The organism is Enterobacter asburiae, from assembly GCF_008080435.1.
GTDB lineage: Bacteria > Pseudomonadota > Gammaproteobacteria > Enterobacterales > Enterobacteriaceae > Enterobacter > Enterobacter asburiae_C.
Map to the genome: position 1 here is coordinate 562080 of NZ_VRKN01000002.1, position 24124 is coordinate 586203.

Below are 24124 nucleotides of genomic sequence, written 5' to 3' on the forward strand. Positions count from 1 at the left end.
TAATGCCCGCCCAGTTTGTGTTGTTTCTGAGAATTTCCTGATGGCGCTGTTAATTACCAAAAAATGCATTAATTGCGATATGTGCGAGCCCGAATGCCCGAACCAGGCGATTTCAATGGGCGACAGCATTTATGAGATTAACAGCGACCGCTGTACGGAATGCATCGGCCACTATGAAACGCCGACCTGTCAGAAAGTGTGCCCGATCCCGAATACCATCCTGAAGGATCCGGCACACGTCGAGAGCGAAGAGCAGTTATGGGATAAGTTTGTCCTGATGCACCACGCGGACAAGCTTTAACTTTCGATAATCACCGTCGCGCTGGCATAGTGGCGTTCATCCGCGATCGTCACGTGCATGTGATTCACGCCCAGCTTCTCTGCCAGCTTTTGCGCTTCTCCCCACAGACGCAGGCTCGGTTTGCCCAGCTCATCGTTAAACACTTCGAACTGGTTAAACGCCAGGCCGTTACGAATGCCGGTTCCGAAGGCTTTGGCCGCCGCCTCTTTTACCGCAAAGCGCTTCGCCAGAAAACGCACCGGCTGCTGATGCGCTTCCCAGATAGCCCATTCGTTATCGCTCAGCACGCGTCTTGCGAGGCGATCGCCGCTACGGGCGATCACCGCTTCAATACGGGCTATTTCAACGATATCGGTGCCTAAGCCCAGAATGGCCATTACTGACGCGCTTCCTGCATCAGGCGTTTCATCTCTGAGACCGCCTCTTTCAGACCGCTCATCACCGCACGGCCAATGATGGCGTGGCCGATGTTCAGCTCGTGCATTTCCGGCAGGGCAGCAATGGCCTTCACGTTGTGGTAGGTCAGGCCGTGACCGGCGTTAACCTTCAGGCCCAGGCTTGAGGCATACGTGGCCGCTTTGGCGATACGCTCCAGCTCTTTGGCCTGTTCGGCATCATTTTTGGCATCGGCATAGCAGCCGGTGTGGATTTCGATATACGGTGCGCCCACGTCGGCCGCCGCTTTAATCTGGGCGAAATCGGCGTCGATAAACAGAGAAACCAGGATCCCGGCATCCGCCAGACGTTTGCAGGCATCGCGCATTTTGTCGAGCTGGCCCGCTACATCCAGACCGCCTTCGGTGGTCACTTCCTGGCGTTTTTCCGGCACCAGGCAGCAGAAATGCGGTTGGGTCTCGCAGGCAATGGCCAGCATCTCTTCGGTGACCGCCATCTCCAGATTCATACGGGTGTCCAGCGTCTGACGCAGGATGCGCACGTCGCGGTCAGTAATGTGGCGACGGTCTTCACGCAGGTGAACGGTAATGCCGTCAGCGCCAGCCTGTTCAGCGATAAACGCCGCCTGAACCGGATCGGGATACGCCGTGCCGCGCGCATTACGCAGCGTGGCGATATGATCAATGTTGACGCCTAACAGTAATTCAGCCATGACAATCCTCGGTTTTCTTTTCGATTCTGTGGTCTAACGTTTCGGCACAAACTGCCTGAATAATTCGCGGCTCTTTAAGGGCTTGCCGCCAAGATACGGCTTGAGGGCAATCCGGGTAAAGCGTTTTGCTGCGCGCAGGGTATCCTGATCGGGAAACTCGCGCTCATACAGCGCCCGGAGCTGACGCCCGGTAAAGGTGCTGTTGTCTATCACAATACTGGCAATGAAGCCTTTTTCTTCGCGGTAGCGGTAGGTCATGGTGTCTTCTACCTCGTCCCCGCTACCCGCGCAGTGCAGAAAATCTACGCCGTATCCGAGGTGGCCCAGCAGCGCCAGTTCAAAACGACGTAAGGCGGGTTCGGGCGTGCCGGTTGCGCCAGCCAGCGCCTGGATACAGTGCAGATAATCGAAGAAAAGTTCCGAGAAGCGAGTCTCATGCTCAAGAACGCGTGAGATAAGTTCGTTGACATACAGACCGCTGTAGAGCGTGATGCCAGAAAGAGGAAGCGCCAGGGAGACGGCTTCGGCACTGCGCAGGGTTTTCACTTCCCCTCGCCCACCGAAGCGCACCAGCAGCGGCGTGAAAGGCTGTAGGGCACCTTTCAGATTAGAACGTTTGGAACGTGCGCCTTTCGCAACAAGGCGCACGCGGCCCGACTCTTCCGTGAAGACGTCCAGCATAAGGCTGGTTTCGCTCCAGGGACGACTATGCAGGACAAAGGCGCGCTGCCATCCATCCATATGCTCGTCGTCTTAAGTTACTGGTCTTCGCCGTAACCGAGGCTGCGCAGAGCACGCTCATCATCGGCCCAGCCAGATTTCACTTTCACCCACAGTTCGAGGTGAACCGGCGCTTCGAACATCTCCATCATGTCCTTACGGGCTTCGATACCGATGGTTTTGATCTTGGCCCCTTTGTTGCCGATCACCATCTTCTTCTGCCCCTCTCGCTCAACGAGGATCAGGCCGTTGATGTCATAACCGCCACGCTCGTTGGTCTGGAAACGCTCGATCTCTACCGTCACAGAGTACGGCAGTTCTGCGCCCAGGAAACGCATCAGCTTTTCACGGATGATTTCAGACGCCATAAAGCGCTGAGAGCGATCGGTGATGTAGTCTTCCGGGAAGTGATGAATCGCTTCCGGCAGATGCTTACGCACGATGCCCGCGATGGTATCCACATTCAGGCCAGTCTCAGCAGACAGCGGAACGATGTCGAGGAAGTTCATCTGGCTACCGAGCCACTGCAGATGCGGCAGCAGGTCGGCCTTTTCCTGCACGTTATCAACTTTGTTGACCGCGAGGATGACCGGCGTTTTGCCGTCACGCAGCTTGTTCAGCACCATCTCGTCGTCCGGCGTCCAGCGGGTGCCTTCCACAACGAAAATCACCAGCTCTACGTCGCCAATCGAGCTGCTCGCAGCCTTGTTCATCAGACGGTTGATGGCGCGCTTCTCTTCCATGTGCAGGCCTGGGGTATCGACGTAGATCGCCTGATACGCGCCTTCAGTATGGATGCCGACGATGCGGTGACGCGTGGTCTGCGCCTTACGCGAGGTGATAGAAATCTTCTGCCCGAGCAGATTATTCAGCAGGGTGGATTTGCCAACGTTCGGACGTCCGACGATGGCAATAAATCCGCAATAGGTTTTGTCGATGCTCATTCCAGCTCCAGCATTTTTAACGCCTGTTCGGCGGCAGCCTGTTCAGCCTTACGACGGCTCGAACCTGTGCCCACCACCGGTTCACTCAGGCCACTGACCTGGCAATGGATGGTAAATTCCTGATCGTGCGCTTCGCCACGAACCTGCACCACCAGATAAGACGGCAGCGGCAGATGACGACCCTGCAAATATTCCTGCAGACGCGTTTTCGGATCTTTTTGTTTATCGCCTGGGCTGATTTCGTCCAGACGGGTCTGATACCAGTTAAGGATCAACTTTTCTACGGTCTGGATATCGCTGTCCAGGAACACACCACCAATTAATGCTTCGACCGTATCGGCAAGAATAGATTCACGACGGAAACCGCCGCTTTTCAGTTCACCCGGCCCAAGACGCAGACATTCGCCCAGCTCAAATTCGCGCGCGATTTCCGCAAGGGTATTACCCCGAACCAGCGTGGCACGCATGCGGCTCATATCCCCTTCATCCACACGCGGGAAACGATGATAAAGCGCATTCGCAATCACGAAACTTAAAATAGAGTCGCCTAAAAACTCGAGACGCTCATTATGTTTGCTGCTGGCACTGCGGTGGGTTAATGCCTGTTGCAACAACTCCTGATGATGAAAAGTGTAGCCCAGCTTCCGTTGAAGCCGATTAATTACGATGGGGTTCATGCGATACCAGTAAATGAATGCGTCAAAAATGCAGCACACGAAACCGACCTGAGAAAACCAACGCGGTTTCGTGTGCCGTGGCACCCTTGCAGGGCCAACCTTAAACTTCGGGGGAATATTCTATACACAACGACGGGGGATGTCGTTAGTCCGAAGAGATTTATCGTGGAAATAATTCACGTAGCCGCTAATTAAAGCGGCTACGCGTTCATTTATTGAGAATTAATGGATTCCGCCGATACGATTCAGGCGTACACCGGTCGGCCATTCGCCTTCCTGCTTCTCAAAACTCATCCAGATGGCGGTGGCTTTACCGACCAGATTCGCTTCCGGCACAAAGCCCCAGTAACGGCTGTCCGCTGAGTTATCGCGGTTGTCACCCATCATGAAGTAATGTCCTGGCGGTACAATCCAGCTCGCCAGCTGCTGGCCCGGCTGGCGATAGTACATACCCAGCTGATCCTGCGCGATTGGCACGGTGAGGATCCGGTGCGTCACATCGCCCAGCGTCTCTTTGCGCTCAACCAGACGGATACCGTCCTCTTTGGTTTCACCTTTCGGTACCTGGAAGAATCCGCTGGTCGCTTCGCCACCGTTACGACGGGCAAAGGTCTGCACAAAATCACTTGGCTCAACGTTTGAGTAGGTGATTGGCAGCGCGTTTTCACACGCGGTACCGGAACTGCAGCCCGGCTGAACGGTGACTTCTTTCGCAACCGGATCGTAAGTCACTTTATCACCCGGCAGACCTACTGCGCGCTTGATGTAGTCCAGGCGAGGATCTTCCGGATATTTGAACACCACGATGTCGCCACGTTTCGGATGACCGGTTTCGATCAGCGTTTTCTGGTAGATAGGATCTTTAATGCCGTAGGCAAACTTCTCTACCAGAATAAAATCACCAATCAGCAGCGTTGGCATCATTGAACCTGATGGGATTTGGAACGGCTCGTAAATAAACGAACGTACCACCAGCACAATCGCCAGCACCGGAAATACCGAGGCGCCCGTTTCCAGCCAGCCCGGTTTCGGGCCGACTTTCTTCAGGGTTTTCGCATCAATCCCATCGCCAGTGGCTGCCTGTGCGGCAGCCTGACGTTCACGACGTTTTGGGGCGAAGATAAACTTATCCAGACACCACAACAAGCCTGTCACCAGGGTAGCAATGACCAGGATCAGGGCAAACATGTTCGCCATGCCAACTCCTTAGGGTTATTTGCCGTCTTTACCAACATGAAGGATGGCAAGGAATGCTTCCTGCGGCAGCTCGACGTTACCGACCTGCTTCATACGCTTCTTACCTTCTTTCTGCTTCTGCAGCAGCTTTTTCTTACGGCTGACGTCACCGCCATAGCACTTGGCCAGAACGTTTTTACGCAGCTGTTTCACGGTTGAACGCGCGATAATGTGGTTGCCAATGGCCGCCTGAATCGCGATATCGAACTGCTGACGCGGGATCAGCTCTTTCATCTTCTCAACCAGCTCACGACCACGGTATGGCGCATTGTCGTTGTGGGTGATCAGCGCCAGCGCATCCACACGCTCGCCGTTGATCAGCACGTCCACACGCACCATGTTGGAGGCCTGGAAGCGTTTGAAGTTGTAATCCAGTGACGCATAGCCACGGGAGGTAGACTTCAGACGGTCGAAGAAGTCGAGTACCACTTCCGCCATCGGGATCTCATAGGTCAGCGCCACCTGGTTACCGTGGTAAACCATGTTGGTCTGCACGCCACGCTTCTCAATACAGAGCGTAATGACGTTACCCAGGAATTCCTGCGGCAGCAGCATGTGACACTCTGCGATAGGCTCGCGCAACTCCTGGATGTTATTCAGGGGTGGCAGCTTGGACGGGCTATCGACGTAGATCACTTCTTTCGAGGTGGTTTCAACTTCATAGACTACGGTCGGTGCCGTGGTGATCAGATCCAGATCGTATTCGCGTTCCAGACGCTCCTGAATGATCTCCATGTGCAGCAGACCGAGGAAGCCACAGCGGAAGCCGAAGCCCAGCGCCGTTGAGCTTTCTGGTTCGTAGAACAGGGAAGCATCGTTCAGACTCAGTTTACCGAGCGCATCACGGAAGTTTTCGTAGTCGTCAGAGCTGACCGGGAACAGACCCGCGTAAACCTGCGGTTTCACCTTTTTAAAGCCTGGCAGCGCTTTATCTGCCGGGTTACGCGCTCCGGTCAGGGTATCGCCCACCGGCGCGCCGAGGATGTCTTTAATGGCGCAGACCAGCCAGCCAACCTCGCCGCATGTCAGCTCGGTACGGTCAACCTGTTTTGGCGTGAAGATGCCCAGACGGTCGGCGTTGTAGACCTGTCCGGTACTCATTACTTTGATTTTGTCGCCCTTACGCATGGTGCCGTTTTTAATACGCACCAGTGAGACAACGCCCAGGTAGTTATCGAACCAGGAGTCGATAATCAGCGCCTGCAGTGGGCCATCCGGATCGCCTACCGGGGCCGGAATATCACGTACCAGACGTTCCAGCACGTCGGTCACGCCCACACCGGTTTTCGCGGAGCAGCGCACGGCATCGGTCGCATCAATGCCGACAATATCTTCAATCTCTTCCGCTACGCGCTCAGGATCGGCGGCTGGCAGGTCGATCTTGTTCAGAACCGGCACAACTTCGAGATCCATTTCCATCGCAGTGTAGCAGTTTGCCAGGGTCTGGGCTTCAACGCCCTGCCCGGCATCCACCACCAGCAGCGCGCCTTCACAGGCCGCGAGCGAGCGTGAAACCTCATAGGAGAAGTCAACGTGGCCTGGGGTGTCGATAAAGTTCAGTTGATAGGTTTCACCATCAGCCGCTTTGTAATCAAGCGTAACGCTCTGCGCTTTAATGGTGATACCGCGTTCGCGTTCCAGGTCCATGGAGTCCAGAACCTGGGCTTCCATTTCACGATCAGACAGGCCACCGCAAATCTGGATAATACGGTCAGACAGCGTCGACTTACCGTGGTCAATGTGAGCAATGATCGAAAAGTTACGTATGTTCTTCATATAGTTAAATAATTATGCCTTACGAATTCCTGGAGGCCGCTGTTCTTAGCCTGACGTTTTTCAGTGCGAAAACGCAGCATTCTACACTACATCCTCGCTACCTGGAAATGCACTTAGAGACAGGTATAGCGTGAAGAAAGGACGTTTTCTGTTTTAGGGTGTAAAAAATGATAAAGCCCGATGGATCACCAGGCCTCAGAAGAGAGAGTTTCAACACGAAGCTGGTCTGGCGCCAGCCCAACGCTGAGAATGACAGGCTGCCACTCCTCGCGTGCGGCAAGCGTCGGAGAGAGAGCTTTGGCAAGCCAGAATCCGCCGACGCCACCCAATGCGGCACCGCACATGGCGGCCACATCGGTACCAAACAGCATCTGAAACAGGCCGCCCATAATAAACAGCCCGACCAGCGGAGAGAGATACACCAGCATGGCGGAACTGAGCAGACTGCCTTCCGCGATGCCCAGCTCTACCTTCTGCCCCGCCATTAGCGGCTGTTCACTTGGCACAGAAATCGTGTGCGATGTTTGCGGCCCGAGCTTATTCAGCACGCGGCTGCCGCAGCCCGCGCGGGATGCACAGCTATTGCATGAAGCTTTTACATCACAGCTCACCAGCGCAATGCCGTTCTGCCACGAGACAACCGTCGCCCACTCTTTGATCATTGTGCGGCCCTGAATTTAATGCTGTCGGAGATGCGCTTCGCCGTTTGCGGAGGGAGTTCACCCACAATGGTAATCTCTGCGTTATCGCGTACCGTTGTACTCACCGTACGGCGTCCGGTACGCAGCATTTGTTCGGCGCTGTTTGCCGTCGCGCGATTGATATTCACCGAGAAGCTGAACAAGCCATCGGAATAGAGGCGCGATTCCACCGGCGTTTCAATCGTTGGCAGCTGACGACGGCTGCTGGACACTTCGCTAAACCCTTGCGGGATCCAGGCAGGTACCCAGTTGAACTTAACGGAATCCCCGGCAGGAACAGAAAGCAGCGGCGGCAGGCTGGCCTTAGCCAGATTCTGCATGCTGTTACCAACCTGATTGTTCACGCTGAAGGAGATAACCCGGAACTGTTCCAGCGTTTCACCGTCACGGTCGAGGAGGTCAACACGCATGGGGAGTTTGGTTTCGGCGTCAATCCAGACGATATAGCTGTAGCGCGTTCCGTCCCGGGCGACCACGCGAATCACCTCGCACAGTCTGTCCGCGATACGGGTACGCCCTACCGAAATAAAATCGTAGTAAGGGGCAAGCCGTTTGAAGTCGGTGTAAATGAGTGACGGCAGAGAATCAACGATATAGTCGCCATTCAGCGTGAAAGGCTCCAGGCCTGGCTCAAAATAGCTAATTTCGTTACCACGCTGGACAACTTCCCGACGCGGGCCATCCATCTGTAAAAGCTGGGCGAGCGGCTGGTTATCAAGACGGGCATGACGATAGCGTAACGACTCGACGCCCTGCTTATTGATGCTGATAAATGCCAACTCGTAATTGAGTGACTGGCTGGCCAGATTCATTTGCTGCAACAACGCCCCGGATGAAACATCAGCCGAGGCGTTGGCAGAGAAGAACAGGCTACCCGCCATCAGAGACATGGCGAACCAAAGTTGCTTCATTACTGCGATTGCGTTCCTAAAGTTTGGTTTCCGGGCACCTGCACAGCAGCTTGCTGTGTCTGGGCCTGCTCAAACTGAAGCTGTTCAGAGTGCAGACGACGCTGCAACTCGTAATCCTGCAACATCGCATTAATGCGACGGCGCTGCTCCTGAACCTGCTGTTGCTGACCGCCGCTGGCGGAGGCATCAGCCGGTACGCCCAGGCTTACCGGGCTGGCTTTGCCCATCATCGGCAGTGTGTTAAACACTGGCGCTTCTGGCTGCTGATTAGTTTCAGACTGAGTATTATAGTGCTGGACGCCAACAATAACTGCAAGCGATACGCATGCAGCCACACCCATTTGAGTAAGCTGGCTGGCCCACGGACGCACCTTTTGCCAGAACGGCATTTTCTGCCACTGGTGAGGCGCGGGTTGAGCTTCAGGAATCAGCGGAGTGGTCTGATGAACAGGCTCATTCTCAATCGCCGCCATGACGCGGGCTGAGATATCGAAATGGAGAACCTCGCCGGTGTCACCGCGAAGGGTGTCACGGATGAGATGGTAACTCTCCCAGGTCTCTTGCATTTCGGGTGAATGAGACAGCTCGTTGAGCAGCTCACTATCCACCGTTTCACCATCCATTAAAGCGGAAAGTTTTTCTTTCTGCATGCCTAATACCTTTTCCAGTATCCCGCTATCGTCAACGCCTGATAAGCGGTTGAACTTTATTATCAATAGCTTCTCGCGCACGGAAAATTCGTGAACGTACCGTGCCGACCGGACAATCCATGATAGCGGCTATCTCTTCATAGCTCAGACCATCCAACTCCCGTAACGTAATTGCCATGCGTAAATCTTCCGGGAGCGACTCGATCGTGCGAAAAACGATTTGTCTCAGTTCTTCTGACAACATTAAGTTCTCAGGGTTCGAAATTTCTTTCAATGCGCCGCCACTTTCGAAGTTTTCGGCGTCGATTGCGTCCACATCACTTGAAGGCGGACGACGGCCCTGAGCGACCAGATAATTCTTTGCCGTATTGACGGCAATACGGTACAGCCAGGTATAAAAAGCACTATCTCCCCGGAAAGAATCCAGCGCGCGATAGGCCTTAATAAAAGACTCTTGCACCACATCAGGCACATCGCCTGACGGTACATAGCGGGAAACCAGGCTCGCCACCTTATGCTGGTAGCGCACCACCAGTAGGTTAAAGGCTTTCTGATCTCCCTTCTGGACCCGTTCAACCAGGACCTGGTCCGTTAACTGCTCGCTCATCCGAGGTAATGTCTCCCCAAACCTAAATTCCACGCGTTATCGAAACGCCACTCTAAAAATACCGTACTTTGAGCAAGCACCGAATTAGAGTGTCTGATCTTCAATAAGTTCCGTAACGCCTTTGTTTTTGTTCATCGCGCCGCAGACTGTTCATTTTCTCTCATTATAAGTCTGTTCACGATACGCACCACTTTCTGACAAGAAACATCTTTTTCCCGCCAGAAGAGTAACGCAACACAGGCTTTATTTCACCACAAAATCTGACGCTAACGATCTGCTTCGCAAAATAATTTCACTCATTTACCCTCCGTTTACCTCCGCTTACGCGTTTAGCCATTGCAACATCCACTAAAAAAATACGTGCGATATATCGCATTCGAGTGCTATTCTGACCTGACACTGTTTAGTAAATTAAACAACAATCATGAACACAACACCTGAACTCCATTGTGATGTACTGATCATCGGCAGCGGCGCTGCCGGTCTCTCTCTGGCGCTGCGCCTGGCCGAGCATCAAAACGTTATCGTTCTGAGTAAAGGACCGATAAGTGAAGGTTCCACGTTTTATGCCCAGGGTGGCATTGCCGCCGTGTTTGATGAGACAGACAGCATTGCATCCCACGTCGACGATACGCTGATTGCCGGGGCCGGGATCGTGGATGCGCACGCCGCAGAGTTTGTCGCCAGCAATGCCCGTCATTGCGTTCAGTGGCTCATCGACCAGGGCGTCTTATTCGATACTCAGGTTCAACCCAACGGTGAAGAGAGCTACCACCTGACTCGCGAAGGCGGCCATAGCCACCGCCGTATCCTGCACGCGGCAGATGCCACCGGCAAAGAAGTAGAAACCACGCTGGTCAGTAAAGCGCTGAGCCATCCTAATATTCGGGTTCTTGAGCGAAGTAATGCCGTTGACCTGATTATCTCCGACAAGATTGGCCTGCCCGGCACGCGTCGCGTGGTCGGTGCCTGGGTCTGGAACCGTAATAAAGAGAAGGTGGAAACCTGCCAGGCGAAGGCTGTGGTGCTGGCTACGGGCGGCGCCTCCAAGGTGTATCAGTACACCACTAACCCTGACATTGCCTCCGGAGACGGTATCGCGATGGCCTGGCGCGCCGGCTGCCGGGTGGCGAACCTCGAGTTTAATCAGTTTCACCCAACGGCCCTGTTCCACCCTCAGGCGCGCAACTTCCTGCTGACGGAAGCCCTGCGCGGTGAAGGCGCTTATCTGAAACGCCCTGATGGCTCCCGCTTTATGCCGGACTTTGACGCCCGGGGCGAACTGGCGCCGCGCGATATCGTTGCCCGTGCCATCGATCATGAAATGAAACGTCTTGGCGTGGACTGTATGTATCTCGATATCAGCCATAAGCCAGCAGAGTTCATTCGCCAGCATTTCCCGATGATTTACGAGAAGCTGCTCAATCTTGGCATTGATTTAACGCGCGATCCGGTGCCCATTGTGCCTGCGGCACACTATACCTGCGGTGGCGTAATGGTTGACGATCATGGACGTACCGATGTGGACGGTCTGTATGCTATCGGTGAGGTCAGCTATACCGGACTTCACGGTGCGAACCGTATGGCCTCTAACTCGCTGCTTGAATGCCTGGTGTACGGCTGGTCTGCAGCGGAAGACATCACGAAGCGCATGCCTTACGCCCGCGAAACCGAGCGCCTGCCTGCCTGGGACGAAAGCCGCGTGGATAACCCGGACGAGCTGGTCGTGATCCAGCACAACTGGCACGAGCTACGGCTGTTTATGTGGGATTACGTAGGGATTGTGCGCACCACGAAACGCCTGGAACGCGCCTTGCGCCGCATCACCATGCTGCAGCAGGAAATTGATGAGTATTATGCCAATTTCCGCGTGTCCAATAATCTGCTGGAGCTGCGCAATCTGGTGCAGGTGGCCGAGCTGATTGTTCGCTGCGCGATGATGCGTAAAGAGAGCCGCGGGTTGCACTATACTCTGGACTACCCGGATCAGCTTGCTGAGTCCGGCCCGTCGATACTCGCCCCGCAGGTTTACATAAACAGATAAAACGCCTGGGTCAGGGCAGTGTAATCTTCGGAATAACGCTGGTCTGGCCCACGGATCACCATTCGGTCATTAAAGCATTCACCCTCTTTTGGCGAGAGTGCCAGCAGCACACGGTGCGGCAGTCGTCCTTCCGTATCCGAAATATCGGTACGCAGACGTAACGTCCAGCCGATCTCCTGCGCGATACCGATGAACGTGTTGCCCGTATTCTCAGGCAGGACCACACAGAAAAAACCCTCTTCGGAGATAAGTTCTGCCGCACTGGTGAGCAGCGCTTTATGATCGAGGGAGCCGGTATAACGCGCCTGTTCACGCTCGGGTGTCCCGCACTCAACGCCGGGCTCGTAGTAGGGAGGATTGCTGACGATCAGATCGTAACGCGCGGTTTGTTCAGGCGCCCAGGCCAGCACATCTGCGCATTCCACTTTCATTCGGTCTGCCCACGGAGATTCGGCCATATTGTCACTCGCCTGCTCTGCGGCCTGCGCATCCAGTTCGACGGCATCAATGGTGACATGTTCTTCCGTACGCTGCGCCAGCATCAACGCCACCAGCCCGCTGCCGGTACCGATATCAAGAATACGCTTAACACCTGCGACAGGCGCCCACGCTCCCAGTAAAATACCGTCTGTACCGACTTTCATGGCACAGCGATCGTGGGCAACAAAAAATTGTTTAAACGTAAAACCATCGCGGCGCAGCTGCGCTTTGAGTTGAGACATGTCAGGGCAACCTTCTAAGTGAAACTGGAGTAGCATAGGGGAAAGCGAAGTGGCCGAAAAGCGATATCCATACAAACAGATGAAGATTACAGCCGTAACGTCTATAATCAGCGCCCCACACAGAGGTAGAACATGACTGTAACGACTTTTTCCGAACTTGAACTCGATGAAAGCCTGCTCAATGCACTTGAGAGCAAAGGCTTTACACGCCCGACCGCCATTCAGGCAGCGGCCATTCCGCCTGCGCTTGAGGGCCGCGATGTGCTCGGTTCTGCGCCAACCGGCACGGGGAAGACAGCAGCCTATTTGCTGCCTGTGTTGCAGCATCTGCTCGATTTTCCACGTAAAAAATCTGGCCCGCCGCGTATTTTAATCCTGACGCCTACGCGCGAACTGGCAATGCAGGTTGCCGATCACGCGCGTGAACTCGCGGCAAATACTCATCTGGATATCGCCACCATCACCGGCGGCGTTGCGTATATGAACCACGCCGAAGTGTTCAGCGAAAACCAGGACATCGTCGTTGCGACGACGGGCCGCCTGCTGCAGTACATTAAAGAAGAGAACTTCGACTGCCGCGCGGTTGAAACGCTGATCCTCGACGAAGCCGACCGCATGCTGGACATGGGCTTCGCACAGGATATCGAGCACATTGCCGGGGAAACGCGCTGGCGTAACCAGACGATGCTGTTCTCTGCCACCCTCGAAGGGGAAGCGATCAAAGACTTCGCAGAGCGTCTGCTGGAAGATCCGGTGGAAGTCTCGGCGACGCCGTCCACCCGTGAGCGTAAGAAGATCCACCAGTGGTACTACCGCGCGGACAACCTCGAGCACAAGGTCGAATTGCTGAAACACCTGCTGAAGCAGGAAGATGCTTTGCGCACAATCGTGTTTGTGCGTAAGCGCGAGCGCGTGCACGAACTGGCTGAAATGCTGCGTAACGCCGGGATCAACAACTGCTATCTTGAAGGCGAGATGGCGCAGATCAAGCGTACCGAAGGCATCAAGCGCCTGACCGAAGGCCGCGTTAACGTGCTGGTTGCGACTGACGTTGCCGCTCGTGGGATCGACATCCCGGACGTCAGCCACGTCATTAACTTCGATATGCCGCGCAGCGGAGATACCTACCTGCACCGTATTGGCCGTACCGGCCGCGCAGGCCGCAAAGGGATTGCGATTTCACTGGTCGAAGCGCATGACTACCTGCTGCTGCAGAAAATTGGCCGCTATGTTGATGAGCCGCTGAAAGCGCGCGTTATTGATGAACTCCGCCCGACCACGCGCGCGCCGAGTGAAAGGATGACGGGTAAACCGTCCAAGAAAGCGCTCGCGAAACGTGCTGAGAGAAAAGAGAAAGAAAAAGAGAAACCGCGCGTGAAGCAGCGCCACCGCGATACCAAAAATATTGGTAAGCGCCGTAAGCCAAGCTCTGCCGCACCAGAGACGAAAACTGAAGAGTAAAAAAAGCCGGGGAAATCCCCGGCTTTTTTATGCCCCCCTGCTGAAGCCGTTACAGGCTTTCAGTAAAGGTACGGGCGATAACGTCGCGCTGCTGTTCTGGGGTCAGTGAGTTAAAGCGAACCGCATAGCCGGACACGCGGATGGTCAGCTGTGGATATTTTTCTGGGTGCTCAACCGCGTCCATCAGCGTTTCGCGGCGCAGTACGTTTACGTTCAGGTGCTGACCACCTTCGACGCGCACTTCCGGTTTCACTTCCATTGGAATTTCACGGTACTCGATTTCGCCCAGTTTGCTCACCGGCACGATTTCATCTTCAGCAAAACCCGCTTTCGCGACGACACAGCGTGCTTCGTTTTTCTCGCTGTCCAGCAGCCAGAAAGAATTGAGCAGATCGTCATTTGCAGCTTTAGTAATCTGGATACCTGTAATCATGTATTGCCTCCCTTAGGCTACATTAACTGATGTCGGCCTCTCGCGGCCAATTGGTAAAACCATTGTTTCTTGTGTGTATATATATCATTCACACCTCGGTGATTTATTGATTTAAATCAACAAAAACACCAACCACATAAAGAGTGTGGTTTGAATTTATTGTTTTAGATCAATTTCACAACCTTACCAATTCAACTTGCCCTGTATTTTTTCAAAATAAATTTAGCTACTTAGCGCACATTTCAGCGTGTAATTTTGCTCACCGGGGTTAAACAGGTAAGCTAGTCACAGATTGAGATTCGCAGGAGAGCGAGATGACAACACTTTTAACCTGGCATGACGTGCTGGCAGAAGAAAAGCAGCAGCCTTATTTTATCAATACGCTCAGCACTGTTGCCGCTGAGCGTCAGTCCGGACAGACGATTTACCCGCCGCAGAAAGATGTGTTCAACGCCTTTCGCTACACCGAACTGAGCGATGTGAAAGTGGTCATTCTGGGCCAGGATCCCTATCACGGCCCTGGACAGGCGCATGGACTGGCGTTTTCCGTTCGTCCGGGTGTGGCGATCCCCCCTTCTCTGCTCAACATGTATAAAGAGCTTGAGGGAACCGTGCCCGGTTTTACCCGGCCAAACCACGGCTACCTGGAAAGCTGGGCGCGCCAGGGCGTGCTGTTACTGAATACGGTGCTTACCGTACGGGCGGGCCAGGCGCACTCGCACGCCAGCCTTGGGTGGGAGACCTTTACCGATAAAGTCATCAGCCTTATCAATGAGCATCGTGAAGGGGTCGTGTTTTTACTCTGGGGTTCTCACGCGCAGAAGAAGGGGGCGATTATCGATCGTCAGCGTCATCACGTGTTGAAAGCACCGCACCCGTCACCGCTGTCTGCGCATCGCGGTTTCTTTGGCAGTAATCATTTTGTTCTGGCGAATGAATGGCTGGAAAAACGTGGCGAAACGCCAATTGACTGGATGCCTGTGTTACCGGCAGAGAGCGAGTAGGGTTTGAATGTGCCGGGTCAGGCCCGGCACATAAGAGGCTTATGCCTTGTTCTGACGCCACCACTCGGCCAGCAGTACGCCGGTCGCAACGGATACGTTCAGACTTTCCACATTGCCTGTTCCGTCGATAGAGACGCTCAGATCCGCACTGGAGAGCGCCGCATCAGACAGACCATCACGTTCCTGGCCTAACACCAGCACCATTTTACGCGGCAGCGTCGCTTTAAACAGCGGCGTACCCGCATGGCTCGAGGTGGTCACGATGGCGTAGCCCGCTTTACGGAACTGCTCAAGGGCATCCAGAACGCTGTCGCCGGTGATCGGCTGTACGTGCTCGGCTCCGCCTTCCGCAGTACGGATCGCGGCGCCGGATTCCAGCAGCGCGGCATCCTGCAACAGCACGCCTTTCACGCCAAAGTGCGCGCAGCTGCGCATCATTGCGCCCAGGTTGTGCGGGTTGCCCACATCTTCAAGCGCCAGCACGCAGTCATCAGCATCAGCCTGGCTGACCCACTGCTGCACGGTCGTGCCGTTACGTTTTTTGATCAGGAAGCAGACGCCGCCGTGGTGTTCAGTACCGGAGGCTTTGGTCAGCTCGGCATCATCCACCACGTGGTAAGCTTTACGGTTCGCGGCCATCCAGCGCAGCGCTTCTTTGAAGCGCGGAGTCACGCTCTGGATAAACCAGGCGCGGACGATACACTCAGGACGGCTCTGGAACAGCGCCTGGCAGGCGTTCTCGCCATACACGCGGGTCTCTTCCGCACGCTGACGGCGCAGCACTTCCGGGTCGATAAAGCTTTTACCGCTGATACCGCCGTGATCGGCTTTTTCCGGCATCTCATCGCCAGGGGCGCGAGAAACGGTGCGCCACGGGGAGGCGTTATCGCGTGAGAAGTCATCACGCGGACGATCGTCGCGTGGACGGTCACTGCGTGGGCGGTCGGAACGCGGACGGTCATCGCGTTTGCGATCGTCACGTTTGCGGTCATCACCGCGGGTATTTTTGTCATCGCGGGCGGGGCGACGGCCACCGTCTGCACGAGAAGACGCCGGACGCCCGCCACCTTTTCCGGTACGCGGATTTTGGGTGCGTTTATCAGAGTCATCATCACTGCGGACATACATCACTTTGACCTTGCCGCTTTTGTTTTTCATTTCGTCGTTCATGCTTTTCTCCACCAGCGCTGCGCGAAGCGCGCAGATTACCCGATGTGCCAGCGCATAGCCATAATTTCGTACAAAAGCCTGTGACTATTGTTCTCATTGAATAAAACGCATTGTTGTTTCAAACAGGCTCATTGATAATATGTAACATATTAGAAACATTATCGGCGTTCTGCCGCTGTCCCACGGCTCTATCAGAGGTTAGTTATGAATACCGTATGTGCCAACTGTCAGGCTCTTAATCGCATTCCGGACGATCGGATGGAAGATGGTGCGAAATGCGGACGTTGTGGCCATGAATTATTTGATGGCGATGTCATTAACGCGACGGGTGCTACGCTGGACAAACTCCTCAAGGACGATCTTCCTGTCGTGATCGATTTCTGGGCGCCATGGTGCGGCCCATGCCGTAGCTTCGCGCCGATCTTCGAAGATGTGGCCGAAGAGCGCAGCGGAAAAATGCGGTTCGTTAAGGTCAATACCGAAGCCGAACCCGAACTGAGCGCACGTTTTCGTATTCGCAGCATCCCGACCATTATGATTTTCAAAAATGGCGAAGTGATCGATATGCTCAACGGTGCGGTGCCAAAAGCGCCTTTTGAAAGCTGGTTAAACGAGTCGCTGTAACATTCACGGGGCACATCTTGTGCCCCGCTCCCGCCTCTGCGAAAATAGTGTTTTTCCTGCATTTCGCCCATGACTGATAACGCTGTTCTTAAATTACGCGCCGAGCGCCTTGCGCGCGCCACCCGACCGTTCCTCGCCCGAGGCAACCGTATTCGCCGCTGTCAGCGCTGCCTGCTGCCGCTGAAGGTTTGTCTGTGCGAGACGATGGCTCCGAGTACGGCGGAGAGCCGTTTTTGTCTGGTCATGTTCGATACCGAGCCGATGAAACCCAGCAATACGGGGCGTCTTATCGCCGATATTCTGCCGGATACGACCGCGTTTCAGTGGTCCCGTACGGAGCCGCCTCAGGCCCTGCTCGATTTAGTGGCAAGCCAGGACTATCAGCCGATGGTCGTTTTCCCCGCGTCATATGCAGGTGTGGATCGCCAGGTGCTTTCGGTGCCGCCATCTGGTAAACCACCGCTGTTTATTATGCTGGACGGCACCTGGACCGAAGCGCGAAAAATGTTTCGCAAAAGCCCGTATCTCGACGCGCTGCCGGTGATTTCTGTCGATCTTTCCCGCGTCTCCGCCTACCGCCTGCGTGAAGCGCATGCTGACGGGCAATACTGCACCGCCGAAGTGGCCATTGCACTTCTGGATTTAGCGGGAGATACCGCTGCGGCTGGCGCCCTGGGCAACCATTTTTCATGCTTCCGGGAGCGCTATCTGGCGGGAAAAACCGTTCATAAGGGCAGCGTCACAGCACTTGAGCCAGAAAGCGTTTAAAATCATCAGGTCGCTTGCATTCACAGGAGGCCTGCATGAGCCAGCGAGGGTTAGAAGCGCTACTTCGTCCTAAATCCATTGCCGTCATCGGCGCATCAATGAAACCGGATCGTGCTGGCTATCTGATGATGCGCAACCTGCTGGCCGGGGGATTTAATGGCCCCGTCATGCCCGTCACGCCGGCTTATAAGGCCGTTCAGGGGGTGCTTGCCTGGCCTGATGTACAAAGCCTGCCTTTCGTGCCGGATCTTGCCGTACTCTGTACAAACGCGAAGCGTAACCCGGAACTGCTGGAATCACTCGGCAAGAAGGGATGTAAAACCTGCATTATTCTCTCATCTCCGCCTGAACAGAAAGCCGAGCTTATGGCCTGCGCCAGCCGCTATCAAATGCGCATTCTTGGGCCAAACAGTCTGGGACTGCTCGCCCCCTGGCAGGGGCTGAATGCCAGTTTTTCCCCGGTTCCGATCCGCAAAGGCAAACTCGCGTTTATCTCGCAGTCGGCTGCGGTATCGAACACCATCCTCGACTGGGCCCAGCAGCGTGAAATGGGATTCTCCTACTTCATTGCCCTGGGCGACAGCCTGGATATCGATGTTGATGAGCTACTGGATTTTCTGGCACGTGACAGCAAAACCAGTGCGATTCTGCTTTATCTTGAGCACCTCAGCGACGCGCGTCGTTTTGTCTCGGCTTCTCGAAGCGCTTCGCGCAATAAGCCGATCCTGGTGATCAAAAGCGGGCGAAGCCCTGCGGCGCAGCGTCTGCTGCATTCGCATTCCGGTATGGATCCCGCCTGGGACGCCGCCATCCAGCGCGCGGGGTTGCTGCGGGTACAGGATACGCACGAGCTTTTTTCCGCCGTTGAGACGTTAAGCCATATGCGCCCGTTGCGCGGCGAGAAGTTAATGATTGTCAGTAACGGTGCAGCCCCTGCCGCGCTCGCGCTGGATGAGCTGTGGCGGCGCTTCGGCAAGCTGGCAACGCTGAGTGAAGAGACGTTGCAGCACCTGAAAGAAGCGCTTCCGACCAGCGTGACGCCCGGCAATCCGCTTGATTTGCGCGATGACGCCAGCAGCGACCGCTATATCAGGGCGATCTCCATTTTGCTGGATAGCCAGGATTTCGATGCGCTGATGATTATCCACTCCCCCAGCGCAGTCGCGCCGGGCAGTGAAAGTGCGCGCGCACTCATTGATGCCGTGCGCAGCCATCCACGAGGCAAATATGTCACCCTGCTCACCAACTGGTGCGGTGAATTTTCTTCTCAGGAGGCGCGGCGCTTGTTCAGCGAAGCCGGGCTACCAACCTACCGCACGCCGGAAGGCACCATCACCGCGTTTATGCATATGGTGGAATATCGCCGCAACCAGAAACAGCTGCGTGAGACGCCAGCTTTACCGGGTAATCTGACGGCCAACACCGTCGACGTTCACCGGCTGTTGCAGCAGGCCATTGAAGAAGGTGCGACGTCGCTTGATACGCATGAAGTCCAGCCCATTCTGGGCAGCTACGGGATGCAAACCCTGCCGACCTGGATCGCCAGCGACAGCGCTGAGGCCGTGCATATTGCCGAGCAAATTGGCTATCCGGTTGCCCTGAAACTGCGTTCCCCGGATATCCCGCATAAGTCTGATGTTCAGGGGGTCATGTTATACCTGCGTACGGCAACTGAGGTGCAGCAGGCAGCCGATGCCATCTTCGACCGGGTCAAAATGGCCTGGCCGCAGGCAAGGATCCACGGATTGCTGGTGCAAAGCATGGCTAACCGTGCAGGTGCTCAGGAATTACGGGTGGTGGTTGAACACGATCCCGTCTTCGGCCCGCTCATCATGCTGGGGGAAGGTGGCGTTGAGTGGCGTCCGGAGGAGCAGGCGGTGGTCGCTTTACCGCCGCTGAACATGAACCTGGCGCGTTATCTGATCATCCAGGCGATTAAAAGTAAAAAGATCCGTGGCCGGAGTGCGCTGCGTCCGCTTGATATTGCCGGGTTAAGTCAGTTCCTGGTGCAGGTGTCTAACCTGATTGTGGATTGTGCTGAGATCCAGCGGCTGGACATTCATCCGCTGCTCGCCTCTGGCAATGAGTTTACGGCGCTGGACGTGACCCTGGATATCGCGCCATTCGAAGGAGACAGAGAGAGCCGTCTGGCGATCCGCCCGTATCCCCTGCAGCTGGAGGAGTGGGTTGAGATGAAGAATGGTGAACGCGCCTTGTTCCGCCCTATTCTGCCGGAAGATGAGCCCCAGCTGCGGGCCTTTATCTCTCAGGTCACGAAAGAGGATCTTTATTATCGCTATTTTAGCGAAATCAATGAATTTACCCACGATGATTTAGCCAATATGACCCAGATCGACTACGATCGAGAAATGGCGTTTGTTGCCGTTCGTCGCTCCGATAAGGGGGATGAGATCCTCGGCGTCACGCGTGCAATTTCTGACCCGGATAACGTCGATGCGGAGTTTGCGGTGCTGGTGCGCTCCGATCTTAAAGGCCTGGGTCTCGGAAGACGGCTGCTGGAAAAACTCATCAGTTATACGCGAGATCACGGATTGTTACGCCTCAATGGCATTACTATGCCTAACAATCGCGGTATGGTGACCCTGGCGCGAAAACTTGGGTTCGACGTTGATATTCAGTTGGACGAAGGTATTGTGGCCTTGTCCCTTAGTCTGACATCAGCAGACAAACGCGAGTAAGCTACTGGAAATGTTACCCACTTTGGACGGGACTGGTGGTATCATTGTCCGCTTATGTTGTTTGCATGGTACAGACAACCCTTCAATGAACAGAGAAGAAACGCACTGTGATGTTGTCAAAATTTAAGCGTAATAAACATCAACAACACCTTGCTCAACTACCGAAGATTTCTCAGTCAGTTGATGATGTAGAGTTCTTTTATGCTCCCGCTCATTTTCGGGAGACGCTTCTGGAAAAGATTGCCAGCGCCACGCGACGCATTTGTATTGTGGCGCTGTATCTTGAACAGGATGAAGGCGGGCGCGCGATCCTGAACGCGCTCTATGAAGCCAAACGTCAGCGCCCGGAACTTGATGTTCGCGTGCTGGTAGACTGGCATCGCGCTCAGCGTGGCCGCATTGGCGCTGTCGCGTCAAACACCAATGCTGACTGGTATTGCCGCACAGCGCAGGAAAATCCTGGCGTTGATGTGCCTGTTTATGGCGTCCCGGTTAATACCCGTGAAGCGCTCGGCGTTCTTCATTTCAAGGGGTTCATCATTGATGACAGCGTGCTTTACAGCGGCGCAAGTCTGAATGATGTTTACCTTCATCAGCTCGATAAATATCGCTACGACCGCTACCATCTGATCCGTAATCCGCAGATGGCCGATATCATGTTCAACTGGGTTGATAAAAATCTGGTCCATGGACGCGGTGTTAATCGCCTTGACGATCCTGAGCGTCCTAAAAGCCCGGAAATCAAAAACGATGTTCGCGCCTTCCGCCAGGAGCTGCGTGATGCGGTCTATCATTTCCAGGGCGATGCGAACAACGAAGAGTTATCCGTTACCCCGCTGGTAGGGCTCGGCAAATCAAGCCTGCTGAACAAAACGATCTTCCATCTGATGCCGTGCGCGGAGCAGAAACTCACTATCTGTACGCCGTACTTCAACCTTCCTGCGGTGCTGGTGCGTAATATCATTCAGCTGCTGCGCGACGGTAAAAAAGTGGAAATCATCGTTGGTGATAAAACCGCAAACGACTTTTTCATTCCTGAAGATCAGCCGTTCAAAATCATCGGTGCGCTGCCTTACCTCTATGAGATTAACCTGCGCCGTTTCCTGAGCCGTTTACAGTATTACGTAAACACTGACCAGCTGGTTGTGCGTCTTTGGAAAGATGAAGACAACACATACCATCTGAAAGGAATGTGGGTCGACGATGAGTGGATGCTGCTGACCGGTAACAACCTGAACCCACGCGCGTGGCGACTGGATCTGGAAAACGCTATCCTGATCCATGACCCGCAGCATGAATTAGCCGCAAAACGTGAACGTGAGCTGGAGCTGATTCGTACACATACCACTGTGGTTAATCATTACCGCGAACTGCAGAGCATTGCCGATTATCCGGTGAAAGTCCGCAAGCTTATCCGCCGCTTACGTCGTATTCGTATCGACCGGCTTATCAGCCGTATTCTGTAATGTCCAGGCCCTGCCACCCGCAGGGCTTTTTTATGGGGCCCGTTGATGCGTATTCCTCTGTTACTGAGCGTCTTCTTTCTGAGTGGCTGTAGCCATATGGCCAACGATAACTGGTCCGGACAGGATAAAGCACAGCATTTCCTCGCTTCCGCTATGTTGTCCGCAGCCGGTAATGAATATGCGCAGCATCAGGGATACAGTCGGGATCGTAGCGCAGCGATAGGGTTGATGTTCTCGGTCGGTCTTGGGGCATCCAAAGAACTGTGGGATAGCCGCCCCGCAGGGAGCGGCTGGAGCTGGAAAGATTTCGCCTGGGATGTCGCCGGCGCAACGACCGGCTATGCCGTGTGGCAGATGGCGCGCTATTAAAGTCGAATGCCTTTTCCTTTGCGATGCAGCATCAGGGAAACAACAAAGGCCAGTGCGCCCATTATCGTTACGTACCAGAAGAATGACGTTTCACTTCCCCATGATTTAAGCGACAACGCAACGTACTCCGCCGACCCACCAAATAGCGCATTAGCTAGCGCATAAGAGAGCCCTACCCCTAAAGCACGTACCTGCGCCGGGAACATTTCAGCTTTCAGTATCCCGCTGATAGAGGTATAGAAACTGACAATCACCATCGCCAGCATCACCAGCGCAAACGCGGCATACGGCGAAGTCACATGCTGAAGGGCAGAGAGAATGGGTACGGTACATAACGCCGACAGTCCGCCAAAAATCAACATCGACGTGCGTCGACCGATTTTATCCGAGAGCGCACCGATAATGGGTTGTATGAGCATAAAGACAAACAGCGCCACGGTCATGACTACGCTGGCGACGTTTGCGTGCATGCCGGTGGTGTTCACCAGATACTTTTGCATATAGGTGGTGAACGTGTAGAAGCTAAGAGAGCCACCCGCAGTGAAGCCGAGCACCATAAGGAAAGCTTTGCGGTTACGCCATAACCCTTTGAATGTTCCCGCCTCCTTCAGCGTTCTGACTTCCTTCTGAGAGGTTTCATCTAACTGACGGCGTAGCCAAAGCGCGACAACTGCCAGTACAGCACCCATCGCGAAAGGAATTCGCCATCCCCAGGCATGAAGTTGTTCATCCGTCAGAATCTGCTGCAGGATCACCACCACAAGAATGGCCAGTAGTTGACCACCAATCAACGTGACGTACTGGAATGAGGCGTAAAAGCCTTTACGGCCTTCCAGTGCAATCTCACTCATGTAGGTCGCACTGGTACCGTACTCACCGCCCACCGATAATCCCTGAAATAAGCGGGCCAGTAAAAGTAGCGCCGGTGCCCAGGTGCCAATCGATTCATATCCCGGTAAACAGGCGATCACCAGAGAGCCAAAGCACATCATACACACCGAGATCAGCATAGAAGCCTTACGACCGCGACGATCCGCAATGCGGCCGAACAACCAGCCCCCGATGGGTCGCATTAAAAATCCTGCGGCAAAAACCCCCGCCGTTTGTAGTAGCTGCGTTGTGGTGTTGCCGGATGGGAAAAAAATATGTGCGAAGTAGAGTGAACAGAATGAGTAGACGTAAAAGTCGAACCATTCAACCAGATTCCCTGAAGAGGCGCTGACGATTGCCCATACCCTTCTTCGGGTATCACTGTTAACCAGCGTCCCGTTTGATGTAATGCTTTCTGTCATTGTGATTATGCTCCTGCCATAAACAGCGGCGTATTGAGCCAGGAGACTCAATTACCTCGTAAATGAAATGTTATAATTTTGTTATAAATAACATTGAGACAGAGATCACACATTCCATTAGCAGAATAAGGGATTAAGAGAAAGGCCAGAGAGGGAAAGCACAAAGTAAAAAACCCCGCACCTTACGGTACGGGGTTCTTCTGATTGATGCCTGGCAGTTCCCTACTCTCACATGGGGAGACCCCACACTACCATCGGCGCTACGGCGTTTCACTTCTGAGTTCGGCATGGGGTCAGGTGGGACCACCGCGCTAAAGCCGCCAGGCAAATTCTGTTAATCTGTATCAGGCTGAAATTTGAATGCGTCGTCTCTTCGCCAAAACATCTTCGGCGTTGTAAGGTTAAGCCTCACGGTTCATTAGTATCGGTTAGCTCAACGCA

General features: G+C 54.5%; 25 protein-coding genes and 1 rRNA gene. 9 read left to right on the top strand and 17 right to left on the bottom strand.

The window, feature by feature from the left end:
• Positions 1–40: 40 nt before the first annotated feature.
• Positions 41–301 (top strand): YfhL family 4Fe-4S dicluster ferredoxin, encoded by a 261-nt coding sequence (locus tag FU672_RS05695; protein WP_008502177.1) that lies wholly within the window; start codon positions 41–43, stop codon positions 299–301.
• Here FU672_RS05695 and acpS read toward each other — a convergent pair.
• The 12 genes from acpS to rseD all read right to left on the bottom strand — a co-directional run bounded on the left by acpS (position 298) and on the right by rseD (position 9711).
• Positions 298–678 (bottom strand): holo-ACP synthase, encoded by a 381-nt coding sequence (gene acpS / locus FU672_RS05700; RefSeq protein ID WP_023294331.1) that lies wholly within the window; start codon positions 676–678, stop codon positions 298–300. The two genes, FU672_RS05695 and acpS, sit on opposite strands and share 4 nt — an antisense overlap.
• Positions 678–1409 carry a pyridoxine 5'-phosphate synthase gene (gene pdxJ / locus FU672_RS05705; protein WP_032659491.1) on the bottom strand — a complete coding sequence of 244 codons (732 nt, stop codon included), beginning with the start codon at positions 1407–1409 and terminating at the stop codon, positions 678–680. Before pdxJ ends, acpS begins: the two co-directional genes overlap by 1 nt.
• A 33-nt stretch (positions 1410–1442) precedes the next feature.
• Positions 1443–2150 (bottom strand): DNA repair protein RecO, encoded by a 708-nt coding sequence (gene recO, locus FU672_RS05710; protein ID WP_023333058.1) that lies wholly within the window; start codon positions 2148–2150, stop codon positions 1443–1445.
• A gap of 17 nt (positions 2151–2167) precedes the next feature.
• Positions 2168–3073, bottom strand: a complete 906-nt coding sequence (era, locus tag FU672_RS05715; RefSeq protein WP_042715851.1) for a GTPase Era — start codon at positions 3071–3073, stop codon at positions 2168–2170.
• On the bottom strand, positions 3070–3750 hold the full coding sequence (rnc, locus tag FU672_RS05720; protein WP_003860711.1) for a ribonuclease III: 681 nt from the start codon (positions 3748–3750) through the stop codon (positions 3070–3072). Before rnc ends, era begins: the two co-directional genes overlap by 4 nt.
• 222 nt (positions 3751–3972) lie before the next feature.
• Entirely contained in the window at positions 3973–4947 is a 975-nt protein-coding gene (lepB, locus tag FU672_RS05725; RefSeq protein WP_023308848.1) for a signal peptidase I, read from the bottom strand.
• Positions 4948–4962: 15 nt separating this feature from the next.
• A complete protein-coding gene (lepA, locus tag FU672_RS05730; RefSeq protein ID WP_148242478.1) occupies positions 4963–6762 on the bottom strand; it encodes a translation elongation factor 4 in 1800 nt (599 codons plus the stop codon).
• A gap of 185 nt (positions 6763–6947) precedes the next feature.
• On the bottom strand, positions 6948–7424 hold the full coding sequence (gene rseC, locus FU672_RS05735; protein ID WP_148242479.1) for a SoxR-reducing system protein RseC: 477 nt from the start codon (positions 7422–7424) through the stop codon (positions 6948–6950).
• A complete protein-coding gene (gene rseB, locus FU672_RS05740; protein WP_121425087.1) occupies positions 7421–8374 on the bottom strand; it encodes a sigma-E factor regulatory protein RseB in 954 nt (317 codons plus the stop codon). The genes rseC and rseB overlap by 4 nt, the downstream gene beginning before the upstream one ends.
• Complete coding sequence (gene rseA, locus FU672_RS05745) at positions 8374–9024, bottom strand: anti-sigma-E factor RseA (protein ID WP_008502186.1); 651 nt, start codon at positions 9022–9024, stop codon at positions 8374–8376. Before rseA ends, rseB begins: the two co-directional genes overlap by 1 nt.
• A 31-nt stretch (positions 9025–9055) precedes the next feature.
• Entirely contained in the window at positions 9056–9631 is a 576-nt protein-coding gene (gene rpoE / locus FU672_RS05750) for an RNA polymerase sigma factor RpoE (RefSeq protein WP_006176728.1), read from the bottom strand.
• Complete coding sequence (gene rseD, locus FU672_RS25445) at positions 9628–9711, bottom strand: rpoE leader peptide RseD (RefSeq protein ID WP_256068369.1); 84 nt, start codon at positions 9709–9711, stop codon at positions 9628–9630. Before rseD ends, rpoE begins: the two co-directional genes overlap by 4 nt.
• 344 nt (positions 9712–10055) lie before the next feature.
• Between rseD and nadB the strand changes: the two genes are divergently transcribed.
• The gene (nadB, locus tag FU672_RS05760) at positions 10056–11675 is read left to right on the top strand and encodes an L-aspartate oxidase (protein ID WP_148242480.1); all 1620 of its coding nucleotides are present in this window, start codon (positions 10056–10058) and stop codon (positions 11673–11675) included.
• On the opposite strand, the gene trmN is transcribed toward nadB, so the two are convergent.
• On the bottom strand, positions 11660–12397 hold the full coding sequence (gene trmN, locus FU672_RS05765; protein WP_148242481.1) for a tRNA(1)(Val) (adenine(37)-N(6))-methyltransferase TrmN: 738 nt from the start codon (positions 12395–12397) through the stop codon (positions 11660–11662). The two genes, nadB and trmN, sit on opposite strands and share 16 nt — an antisense overlap.
• Before the next feature lie 132 nt (positions 12398–12529).
• Here trmN and srmB point away from each other — a divergent pair, with 132 nt between their 5' ends.
• Positions 12530–13858: an ATP-dependent RNA helicase SrmB gene (srmB, locus tag FU672_RS05770; RefSeq protein WP_148242482.1), complete on the top strand. Its 1329-nt coding sequence runs from the start codon at positions 12530–12532 to the stop codon at positions 13856–13858.
• Positions 13859–13907: 49 nt separating this feature from the next.
• Here srmB and grcA read toward each other — a convergent pair whose 3' ends face one another.
• Entirely contained in the window at positions 13908–14291 is a 384-nt protein-coding gene (grcA, locus tag FU672_RS05775) for an autonomous glycyl radical cofactor GrcA (RefSeq protein ID WP_008502190.1), read from the bottom strand.
• Positions 14292–14605: 314 nt separating this feature from the next.
• On the opposite strand from grcA, the gene ung reads away from it, so the two are divergent.
• On the top strand, positions 14606–15295 hold the full coding sequence (ung, locus tag FU672_RS05780; protein ID WP_148242483.1) for a uracil-DNA glycosylase: 690 nt from the start codon (positions 14606–14608) through the stop codon (positions 15293–15295).
• 39 nt (positions 15296–15334) lie between these two features.
• Here the strand turns inward: ung and FU672_RS05785 are convergent, their stop codons facing one another.
• Positions 15335–16465 (bottom strand): tRNA/rRNA methyltransferase, encoded by a 1131-nt coding sequence (locus tag FU672_RS05785; RefSeq protein WP_148242484.1) that lies wholly within the window; start codon positions 16463–16465, stop codon positions 15335–15337.
• Between the two features lie 204 nt (positions 16466–16669).
• Here FU672_RS05785 and trxC point away from each other — a divergent pair, with 204 nt between their 5' ends.
• The 5 genes from trxC (at position 16670) to FU672_RS05810 (ending at position 22391) form a co-directional block, all read left to right on the top strand.
• The gene (trxC, locus tag FU672_RS05790; RefSeq protein ID WP_023308858.1) at positions 16670–17089 is read left to right on the top strand and encodes a thioredoxin TrxC; all 420 of its coding nucleotides are present in this window, start codon (positions 16670–16672) and stop codon (positions 17087–17089) included.
• Positions 17090–17158: 69 nt separating this feature from the next.
• Positions 17159–17857: a tRNA-uridine aminocarboxypropyltransferase gene (locus FU672_RS05795; protein WP_148242485.1), complete on the top strand. Its 699-nt coding sequence runs from the start codon at positions 17159–17161 to the stop codon at positions 17855–17857.
• Positions 17858–17892: 35 nt separating this feature from the next.
• Positions 17893–20556: a bifunctional acetate--CoA ligase family protein/GNAT family N-acetyltransferase gene (locus FU672_RS05800; protein ID WP_148242486.1), complete on the top strand. Its 2664-nt coding sequence runs from the start codon at positions 17893–17895 to the stop codon at positions 20554–20556.
• 110 nt (positions 20557–20666) lie between these two features.
• Positions 20667–22022, top strand: coding sequence for a CDP-diacylglycerol--serine O-phosphatidyltransferase (pssA, locus tag FU672_RS05805; protein ID WP_148242503.1), 1356 nt, complete (start codon positions 20667–20669; stop codon positions 22020–22022).
• A 45-nt stretch (positions 22023–22067) separates the two neighbouring features.
• A complete protein-coding gene (locus FU672_RS05810) occupies positions 22068–22391 on the top strand; it encodes a YfiM family lipoprotein (RefSeq protein WP_024908611.1) in 324 nt (107 codons plus the stop codon).
• On the opposite strand, the gene FU672_RS05815 is transcribed toward FU672_RS05810, so the two are convergent.
• Positions 22388–23683, bottom strand: coding sequence for an MFS transporter (locus FU672_RS05815; protein ID WP_148242487.1), 1296 nt, complete (start codon positions 23681–23683; stop codon positions 22388–22390). The two genes, FU672_RS05810 and FU672_RS05815, sit on opposite strands and share 4 nt — an antisense overlap.
• A gap of 209 nt (positions 23684–23892) precedes the next feature.
• Positions 23893–24008: ribosomal RNA gene (gene rrf / locus FU672_RS05820) — 5S ribosomal RNA — on the bottom strand.
• Positions 24009–24124 lie beyond the last annotated feature (116 nt).